The organism is Streptomyces sp. NPDC002092 (assembly GCF_053593775.1).
In genome coordinates this window covers 346,871-356,603 of sequence record NZ_JBSFDG010000012.1, presented here as the reverse complement: position 1 = coordinate 356,603, position 9,733 = coordinate 346,871, and the positions used below count along the sequence as shown (strand labels likewise).

Here is a 9,733-nt window from a genome sequence, read left to right as displayed (position 1 = left end):
GCCCGGTTACATTCCGAACCCGGAAGCTAAGCCTTACAGCGCCGATGGTACTGCAGGGGGGACCCTGTGGGAGAGTAGGACGCCGCCGAACAATTATTCAAAGGGTTGGATCCTGAACTTCGGTTCGGGGTCCAACCCTTTTTTGTTCTCCGTCACTTGAAGTTCACGTTGCGCAACAACCATCCGAAGCATGGGTACTGCTGCAATGCTCAGGGCCGCCGGCGTCGGAGTCGGTGACGAGGTTGTCGTGCCAGCCTTCGGGAACTGCGAGGTCGCGGAGGCCGTCGCCCTCGCCGGCGCGCTGCCGGTGTTCGCCGACATAGATCCGCTGACGTACTGCCTCGACCCGGCCGCTGTCGAAGCAGCCATAACTCCGCGGACGGCGGCGGTCGTTGTCGTACACCGCTTCGGCCGGCCGGCCGACATCGCGCGGCTGCACGGTGTGGGGCAGCGGCACGGGCTTCTGGTGCTCGAGCACGGGGAGTCCGAGGTGCCGTACGACGAGATCGCTCAGCGTAGGGAGCGGGCCGCCTATCTCGACGCCAAGTTGAGGGGGGTGCGGACGCCCGACGGTGGTGACGGGCACACCTATCAGCAGTACGTGGTGCGGGTGCCGGGGAACGGGCGGCCGGATCGGGATGCCTTCGCTCGGGCCGTGCGTGCCAGGGGAGTTGAGTGCCGGGTGCCGGTGAAGACCCCTGTGCACCGGCTGCCGGAATTCCGCCGGTGCGTGTCCCTGCCGGAGACCGAGCGGGCCGCCGACGAGACCCTCGCGCTTCCTGTCGACGCCGCGTTGACCAAGCGGGACATGCAGCGGATCGTGGGCGCGTGCAATGCACTGGGCGGATTGCTTCAGCCTGCTTTCTGAGCGGCGGTCTGCACTGCACGACACGGTTGGGAGCACGTGTCCGTTCGGGGTATGATCTATTCCGTTGCCGCGGGGAGAACTCCTCAGGGTGACAGGCCCCTATAGCTCAGTCGGCAGAGCGTCTCCATGGTAAGGAGAAGGTCAACGGTTCGATTCCGTTTGGGGGCTCCAGACGAAAGGCCCCGCCCAATTGGGCGGGGCCTTTTTCGTGTGCGGGGGTCCCTCAGTCCTTGTGGAGGCCCGGGACCCGCATCGCCAGGATTGCCATGTCGTCGGACGGGGCGTCGGACGCAAAGCGTTCCACCGCGCGCATGATGCGCGCGGCAACCGCTCCGGCGGTGAGGCCCGTGCAGGTCGTCAGGACGTCGGTGAGGCCGTCGTCGCCGAGCATGCGGGTGCCCTCACGGCGCTCGGTGACGCCGTCCGTGACGCACAGGAGAACGTCGCCCGGGTCGAGGGTGACGGTCTGCTCGTAGAGCTCCAGGTCCTCCATGACGCCCAGGAGCGGCTGCGGTTCGGCGGCCGGCTCGACCGTGCCGTCCTGGCGCAGGCGGAGCGGGAGGGGGTGGCCGGCGCAGACGACCTTCAGTTCGGCGCTGCCGTCCTCCTGCGGCCGTAGCTCGCCGTAGAGGAGGGTCAGGAAGCGGCTGCGGGCGCCCTCGTCGAGAATGGCCGAGTTCAGTCGCTCCAGGACCGCCGGGCCGCTGAGGCCCTCGCGGGCCAGGAGACGGAGCGCGTGCCGGGCGAGGCCCGTGACCGCCGCCGCGTTCGGGCCCGTACCGCAGACGTCGCCGATGGCGAAGCCGTAGGCGCCGTCGCTGATCGGGAAGAGGTCGTAGAAGTCACCGCCGACCTCGTTGCCCTCGCCGGCCGCCCGATAGATGACCTCGACCTCCACGCCGTCGATCTCCGGGAGTTCGGGGGGCAGGAGGCTTCGCTGGAGGGACTGGCTGATGGCCGTGCGCTCCGAGTACAGGCGGGCGTTGTCGAGGGCCAGGGCGGCCCGTCGGCTCAAGTCCTCGGCCAGTTCCAGGATTTCCTGACGGAAGTGTTCGTCCGTGGGCTTGCCGAGGGTCAGCATGCCGATGACTCGGTTGCGCGCCACCAGGGGGAGTACGACGGTTTCGCCGCCGACCGCGGAGGCGGTGGCGAGCGTGGGGCCGATACCCGAGGCCATCTGGTGGGTCGGGCCGCCGCTCAGGCCCAGGCTCCGCATGGAGCTGCGCAGGGCCGCCCGGTGGGCGACCTCACCGGGGGCGGACCAGACGCGGGCGCCGGGGGTCGGTACCGGGTCGGGCGGCGGGACCTTCGACAGCAGCGACTTGATGCCGTCGATCAGTTCCTCGTCCTCGTGCAGGACGTACGACAGATACGGCTCGGAGGCCTGGTCGGCGATCGTGTAGACGGCACACCACGTGGCGAGCGTGGGGACCGTCATCTGGGCCATCAGGGCCAGGGTCTGGTCGCGGTCCAGGGTGCCTGCCAGGAGGTCGGAGGCCTCGACGAGGAAGCTGAGCGAGCCTCGGCGCAGGCGTTCCAGTTCGCCGAGGCGGGCCGACTCGACGGCCAACGCGATGCGGTCGGCGGCGAATTGGAGGCGCAGGGCTTCTTCGTTCGAGTATCTGCCGGGGCTCTCGGCCGCCACGCCGAGGGAGCCGGTGAGGCGGCCCTCGACCTTCAGGGGGACCGTGACGACCGAGCGCATGCCCGTGCCGCTGAGGAGCGGGACGGCGCCGGGTACGGCCGTGAGGTCGTCGTGGACGGCCGGCATGCGGGCCGAGCCGTAGCGGCCGGGGCCTGCCTCGACGGGCACGCGCGCGAAGCGTTGTCGGGCGGAGGGCAGGCCGGTGGAGGCGCGGACCTCCAGCTCCGTCTCGTCGTCGGTCGCGAGCAGCAGGAAGGCGGAGTCGGCGTCGAGCATGTCGCGGGCGCGTTCCACCGTGCGCTGGAGGAGGCCGTCGAGGTCGTCCGGGGCCGGAGAGCCGATGAAGACCTCGAAGGGGTCGGTGCTCTGGCCGTCGGCGGTGGGTGCCGTGTCGGAGGCCGGGATGCGCAGCGGGGTCTGCAGGACGGCCCGTTCGTGGTCCCGGACGAGGAGGCAGACGGTGGACGGCTCGCCGCCCGTGTCGCGGACGCGGAGGTGGGAGGCGTACACGGGGGTGACGCGGCCGTTGGCGCCCCTTATGCCGTAGCTGCCCTCCCAGCGGGAGAGCTGGAGGGCCTCGGCGATGCCGGTGCTGGTGCCCGGGGTGTGCGGCCACGCGGCGAGATCGGTAAGGGGCTTTCCGATCACCTGTTCGGCGGGGTAACCGAAGAGTTCCTCCGCGTCCTCGTTCCACGAAGTGATGGAACCGCTGCGGTCGATCTGGACGACCGCGACACGGACCCGCCCGTCGGCGAGGGGGAGGAGGTCGGCGGGGAGGGACGGGCCGGCAGCGCGGGTGCCCACGGCGCGCTCGGGGAGGTCGAGCTGGAACCAGACCTGTTTGTGGGTGGGCGTGTACTCGACACCCCAGCGGCCGGCGAGTGCGGCGCAGAGCTGGAGCCCGCGGCCGCCCTCGCGGTCCGGGCTGCCCATGTTGACGGGGTGACCCTGGAGAGGGATCTCGCGCTCCGGGTACCGGTCGGCCACCTCGATCCGTACGCCTTCGTCGCTGCGCAGACACAGGACGTCCGCGGAGGTGCCCGCGTGGACGACGGCGTTGGTGACCAGCTCGCTGGTGAGGACCACGGCGTCGTCGACGATGTCGGCGAAGCCCCAGCCCTGGAGGGTGTCGCGGACGAAGGAGCGGGCGGTCGCTACCGATCGTCCGACGGGCTCGAAGCTGGCGGCCGCGCGCGCGGTGATCACAGAACTCCTCGGCCGGTTGTCGACGGGCAGGGCTGCCTGGCCGACCGGCTCGTGCCGCTGATGCGGCAGACCGCCCGTCGGCCGGGGGTCCGGGGGCTGTCCCCCCGGGATCAGTCCGGTGGTCATGTGTGCGGCCGCCCCTCCGATGCCCGCTCGTTCTCGTGCCACCGCCCAGGCCGGACGGACCGGCGCGGCTGGACAGCCGCATGCAAGGTTACTTACCTTCGACGGCCATGCGGATGCCGGTCTGCAGTGTTTCCGCCCAGAGGGTGTGCGGACGATGTGCGAAGCTGCCGAACTGTTATGGCCGGGTTCAGGCAGGGTGAAACACTGGGCAAGCTTCTTGTGAAGGTCCGGACAGGCCGAGTGGCTTCCGCGTGCAGTGGGCAGCAGCCCGTGGTGCGGCCTGGTACATCGGGCAGAAACAGGCAGCAGTAACTGGTACGTCCAGCGGTAGTACCGGAGCACAGCAGTAACGGTCGACCCCTGCGGGAGGGACACAGTGGAGTCTGGCGCAGCGACGCGGGGCACTAAGACGCGCGCGAAAGGCGGACAGTCCCTGAACAACCAGCGCAAACCGCGCGGCGGGACGACCGCAGTGGACACGGCTTCTCTGAACCGGCTGCTGGCGGCTCTCGTGGCGATGCGCGACGGGAACTTCCGCAAGCGGCTCACGGTGTCCGGAGACGGCGTGATGTCGGAGATCGCGGCTGTCTTCAACGAGGTGGCCGACCGGAATCTCCATCTGACGGGTGAGCTGTCGCGGGTACGGCGCATGGTGGGCCGTGAGGGCAAGCTCACCGAACGGCTGGAGACGGGCGCCTACGAGGGCTCCTGGGTGGCCGCCATCGAGGCGTCCAACGCGCTCGTGGACGACCTGGTACGGCCTGTCTCCGAGGTCGGCCGGGTGCTGTCCGCGGTCGCGGAGGGCGATCTCTCGCCGCGCATGGAGCTGCGGACGCAGGCGCCGGACGGGACCGGGCATCCGCTGCGCGGGGAGTTCCTCAAGGTCGGGCGGACTGTAAACAACCTTGTCGACCAGCTGTCGACCTTCACCGACGAGGTCACGCGCGTGGCCAGCGAGGTGGGCACCGAGGGCAAGCTGGGCGGGCAGGCACGCGTGCGTGGCATGTCGGGTTCGTGGAAGGACCTCACGGACTCCGTCAACACGATGGCGTACCGGCTGACGGCCCAGGTGCGGGACATCGCCCTGGTGACGACCGCGGTGGCCAAGGGCGATCTGTCGCGGAAGGTCACCGTTCATGTCGCCGGCGAGATGCTGGAGCTGAAGAACACCGTCAACACGATGGTGGACCAGCTGTCGTCCTTCTCCTCCGAGGTGACGCGAGTCGCGCGCGAGGTGGGGACCGAGGGTGAACTCGGCGGGCAGGCGCAGGTGCCGGGCGTGGCCGGCGTGTGGAAGGACCTCACCGATTCGGTGAACCTCATGGCCGGCAACCTGACGGCGCAGGTGCGCGGAATCGCCCAGGTCACCACGGCGGTCGCCAACGGTGACCTGTCGCAGAAGGTCACCGTCTCCGCACGAGGCGAGGTCGCGCAGCTCGCGGACACGATCAACCAGATGACGGAGACGCTGCGGATCTTCGCGGACGAGGTCACACGCGTGGCCAACGAGGTCGGCGCCGCGGGACAGCTGGGCGGCCAGGCGAACGTGCCGGGCGCGGCGGGTACGTGGAAGGACCTGACGGACTCCGTCAACACGGTGTTCCGGAATCTGACCATTCAGGTGAGGGACATCGCAGCCGTCACCACGGCGGTGGCCAACGGTGACCTCTCCCAGAAGGTCACCGTCGACGTGGCCGGCGAGATGCTCGAGCTGAAGAACACCGTCAACGGCATGGTGGATCAGCTGTCGTCGTTCGGTTCCGAGGTCACGCGCGTGGCGCGCGAGGTCGGTGTCGAGGGTGAGCTGGGCGGGCAGGCGCAGGTGCCGGGCGCGGCCGGCACCTGGAAGGACCTGACCGACTCGGTCAACACCGCGTTCCGCAACCTCACCGGGCAGGTGCGCAACATCGCCCAGGTGACGACGGCGGTCGCCAACGGCGATCTGTCGCAGAAGGTCACCGTGGACGTCTCGGGCGAGATGCTCCAGCTGAAGAACACCGTGAACACGATGGTGGACCAGCTGTCGTCCTTCGCCGACCAGGTGACCCGGATGGCCCGGGACGTGGGCACTGAGGGCCGGCTGGGCGGCCAGGCGGTCGTTCCTGGTGTGGCCGGTACGTGGAAGGAGCTCACCGACTCCGTCAACGGCATGGCCGGGAACCTTACGGCCCAGGTGCGCAACATCGCCCAGGTGACCACCGCGGTCGCCCAGGGTGACCTGTCCCAGAAGATCGACGTGGATGCGCGCGGGGAGATCCTGGAGCTGAAGAACACCATCAACACGATGGTCGACCAGCTCTCCGGGTTCGCCGACCAGGTGACCCGGGTGGCCCGCGAGGTGGGCACGGAGGGCCGCCTCGGCGGTCAGGCGCAGGTGCCGGGCGTGGCCGGCGTGTGGCGCGACCTGACCGACTCCGTGAACGGAATGGCAGGAAACCTTACGGCCCAGGTGCGCAACATCGCCCAGGTCGCCACCGCGGTCGCCCGCGGTGACCTGTCCCAGAAGATCACCGTGGATGCGCGCGGGGAGATCCTGGAGCTGAAGAACACGCTGAACACGATGGTGGATCAGCTGTCGTCGTTCGCGGAGGAGGTCACGAGGGTCGCCCGTGAGGTGGGCACGGAGGGGCAGCTCGGCGGTCAGGCCGAGGTGCAGGGTGTCTCCGGCACCTGGAAGGACCTCACGCAGTCCGTGAACTTCATGGCGAACAACCTGACCATCCAGGTGCGCAACATCGCCGAGGTCACGACGGCGGTCGCTAAGGGCGACCTGTCCAAGAAGATCACTGTTGACGCGAAGGGCGAGATTCTCGAGCTCGTCACGACGGTCAACACCATGGTCGACCAGCTGTCCAGTTTCGCCGAGCAGGTGACCCGGGTGGCCCGTGAGGTGGGCACCGAGGGCATCCTGGGCGGCCAGGCGCACGTTCCGGGTGTCACGGGCATCTGGAAGGACCTCAGCGGCAACGTGAACCTGATGGCCAAGAACCTGACCATGCAGGTGCGCAACATCTCCCAGGTCGCGGCGGCGGTCGCCAACGGCGACCTGACGCGGACGGTGACGATCGAGGCGCGCGGCGAGGTCCAGCAGCTCGCTGACACCTTCAACACCATGGTGAAGACGCTGAGTTCGTTCGCGGACCAGGTCACCAAGGTGGCCCGCGAGGTGGGCACGGACGGCATCCTCGGTGGCCAGGCGCATGTGCCGGGTGTGGCGGGTACGTGGAAGGACCTCACCGACTCCGTGAACGGCATGGCGTCCAACCTGACCGGCCAGGTGCGCAACATCGCCATGGTCACCACCGCCATCGCCAAGGGTGACCTGACCAAGAAGATCGACATTGACGCCCGCGGCGAGATCCTCGAGCTGAAGACGACGATCAACACGATGGTCGACCAGCTGTCGTCCTTCGCCGAAGAGGTCACCAGGGTGGCTCGTGAGGTGGGCACGGAAGGACAGCTCGGCGGTCAGGCACGCGTGCGTGACGTCGACGGCACCTGGCGCGACCTGACCGAGTCCGTGAACGAAATGGCAGGAAACCTTACCCGGCAGGTGCGCGCCATCGCGCGCGTGGCGACCGCGGTGACCCGTGGTGACCTGAACCTGAAGATCGACGTCGATGCGTCCGGCGAGATCCAGGAGCTCCAGGACTACATCAACAAGATGATCGCCAACCTGCGCGACACCACGATCGCCAACAAGGAGCAGGACTGGCTGAAGGGCAACCTCGCCCGTATCTCGGCGCTGATGCAGGGCCGCCGCGATCTGCAGGACGTGGCCTCCCTGATCATGAGCGAGCTGACGCCCGTGGTCTCGGCACAGCACGGCGCGTTCTTCGTGGCGATGCCGCTGATGGACGGCAAGGACCTGAACGCCGAGAGCGAGGACGCGTACGAACTGCGCATGCTGGGGTCGTACGGCTACTCGATGGGCTCCATGCCGACGTCGTTCCGGCCGGGCGAGGCACTGATCGGGACGGCCGCCGAGGAGAAGCGCACGATCCTGGTGGAGAACGCGCCCAGCGGCTATCTGAAGATCTCCTCCGGCCTCGGCGAGGCACCGCCCGCGCAAGTGATCGTCCTTCCGGTGCTGTTCGAGGGCAAGGTGCTCGGTGTCATCGAGTTGGCCTCCTTCAACCCGTTCACGCAGATCCAGAAGGACTTCCTCAACCAGATCGCCGAGATGATCGCGACCAGCGTCAACACGATCTCCGTCAACACCAAGACGGAGCAGCTGCTGAAGCAGTCGCAGGAGCTGACCGAGCAACTCCGGGAGCGCTCGGCCGAGTTGGAGAACCGGCAGAAGGCCCTCCAGGCGTCCAACGCCGAACTGGAGGAGAAGGCCGAGCTGCTGGCCCAGCAGAACCGCGACATCGAGGTCAAGAACACGGAGATCGAGGAGGCGCGGCAGGTCCTGGAGGAGCGCGCCGAGCAACTCGCCGTGTCGATGCGCTACAAGAGCGAGTTCCTCGCCAACATGTCGCACGAGCTGCGCACACCGCTCAACTCGCTGCTGATCCTGGCCAAGTTGCTCGCCGACAACGCGGACTCCAACCTCACCCCGAAGCAGGTCGAGTTCGCCGAGACCATCCACGGCGCCGGATCGGACCTGCTTCAGCTGATCAACGACATCCTCGACCTGTCCAAGGTCGAGGCGGGCAAGATGGACGTCTCCCCGACGCGTATCGCGCTCGTCCAGCTCGTCGACTACGTGGAGGCCACCTTCCGGCCGCTGACCGCGGAGAAGGGCCTCGACCTGTCCGTACGGGTGTCGCCCGAGCTGCCCGCCACGCTGCACACCGACGAACAGCGGCTGCTGCAGGTGCTGCGGAACCTGCTGTCCAACGCGGTGAAGTTCACCGACTCCGGGGCCGTGGAGCTGGTCATCCGGCCGGCCGGCCGGGAGGTGCCGGCGGCGATCCGGGAGCAGCTGCTGGAGGCCGGGTCGATGAGCGACCCGGACGCGGATCTGATTGCGTTCTCGGTGACCGACACCGGTATCGGTATCGCCGCCAGCAAGATGCGCGTCATCTTTGAGGCGTTCAAGCAGGCGGACGGCACGACGAGCCGAAAGTACGGCGGCACCGGCCTGGGGCTGTCGATCTCGCGGGAGATCGCGCAGCTGCTCGGCGGTGAGATCCATGCGCAGAGCGAGCCGGGACGCGGTTCGACGTTCACGCTGTATTTGCCGCTGCACCCGAGCGAACTGCCACCGCAGGGCTACCAGCAGGCCCTGCCCTCCTTGAACGCCGGCGACCTGGTGGCCGCCTCGGACCTCGCTCATCTGTCCGAGGCGGAGATCGAGACGCCGGCCGAGGTGAAGTCGTACCGGGAGACGCAGAACGGCGCGGCAGCGCTCTTCAGGCGCCGCCGCAGGCACGGATTCGACGCCGACCAGCGTCTGGCGTCTCAGGAGCAGTGGTCGGCGGCCGAGCAGGACGCGGCGCCGCAGGTGCACCGCGGCATCCGGTTCGGCGGCCAGAAGGTGCTGATCGTCGACGACGACATCCGCAACGTCTTCGCGCTGACCAGCGTGCTCGAGCAGCACGGGCTGTCCGTGCTGTACGCGGAGAACGGCCGCGAGGGCATCGAGGTCCTGGAACAGCACGACGACGTCGCAGTCGTCCTGATGGACATCATGATGCCCGAGATGGACGGCTACGCGACGACCACGGCGATCCGCAGGATGCCGCAGTTCGCGGGCCTGCCGATCATCGCGCTGACCGCGAAGGCGATGAAGGGCGACCGGGAGAAGGCGATCGAGTCGGGTGCCTCCGACTACGTGACGAAGCCGGTCGATCCCGATCACCTGCTGTCGGTGATGGAGCAGTGGATGCGGGGGGAGTGACGGGAACCATCGATGTTCACGCGGAGTTGCTGACTCAGTG

At 68.4% G+C, this 9,733-nt stretch carries 3 protein-coding genes, 1 tRNA gene and 1 rRNA gene; 4 read left to right on the top strand and 1 reads right to left on the bottom strand.

Features of this window, described 5'->3' with window-relative positions:
• From rrf to ACWCRD_RS28250, 3 genes are all read left to right on the top strand, one after another.
• Positions 1–91: ribosomal RNA gene (rrf, locus tag ACWCRD_RS28260) — 5S ribosomal RNA — on the top strand; the annotation flags it as partial.
• Between the two features lie 114 nt (positions 92–205).
• The gene (locus tag ACWCRD_RS28255) at positions 206–868 is read left to right on the top strand and encodes a DegT/DnrJ/EryC1/StrS family aminotransferase (protein ID WP_450968581.1); all 663 of its coding nucleotides are present in this window, start codon (positions 206–208) and stop codon (positions 866–868) included.
• 95 nt (positions 869–963) lie between these two features.
• Positions 964–1,039, top strand: a tRNA-Thr gene (locus tag ACWCRD_RS28250).
• 52 nt (positions 1,040–1,091) lie between these two features.
• On the opposite strand, the gene ACWCRD_RS28245 is transcribed toward ACWCRD_RS28250, so the two are convergent.
• On the bottom strand, positions 1,092–3,845 hold the full coding sequence (locus ACWCRD_RS28245) for a SpoIIE family protein phosphatase (RefSeq protein ID WP_450968575.1): 2,754 nt from the start codon (positions 3,843–3,845) through the stop codon (positions 1,092–1,094).
• Between the two features lie 376 nt (positions 3,846–4,221).
• Between ACWCRD_RS28245 and ACWCRD_RS28240 the strand changes: the two genes are divergently transcribed.
• Positions 4,222–9,693, top strand: coding sequence for a HAMP domain-containing protein (locus tag ACWCRD_RS28240; protein WP_450968574.1), 5,472 nt, complete (start codon positions 4,222–4,224; stop codon positions 9,691–9,693).
• The last annotated feature ends 40 nt before the right edge of the window (positions 9,694–9,733 follow it).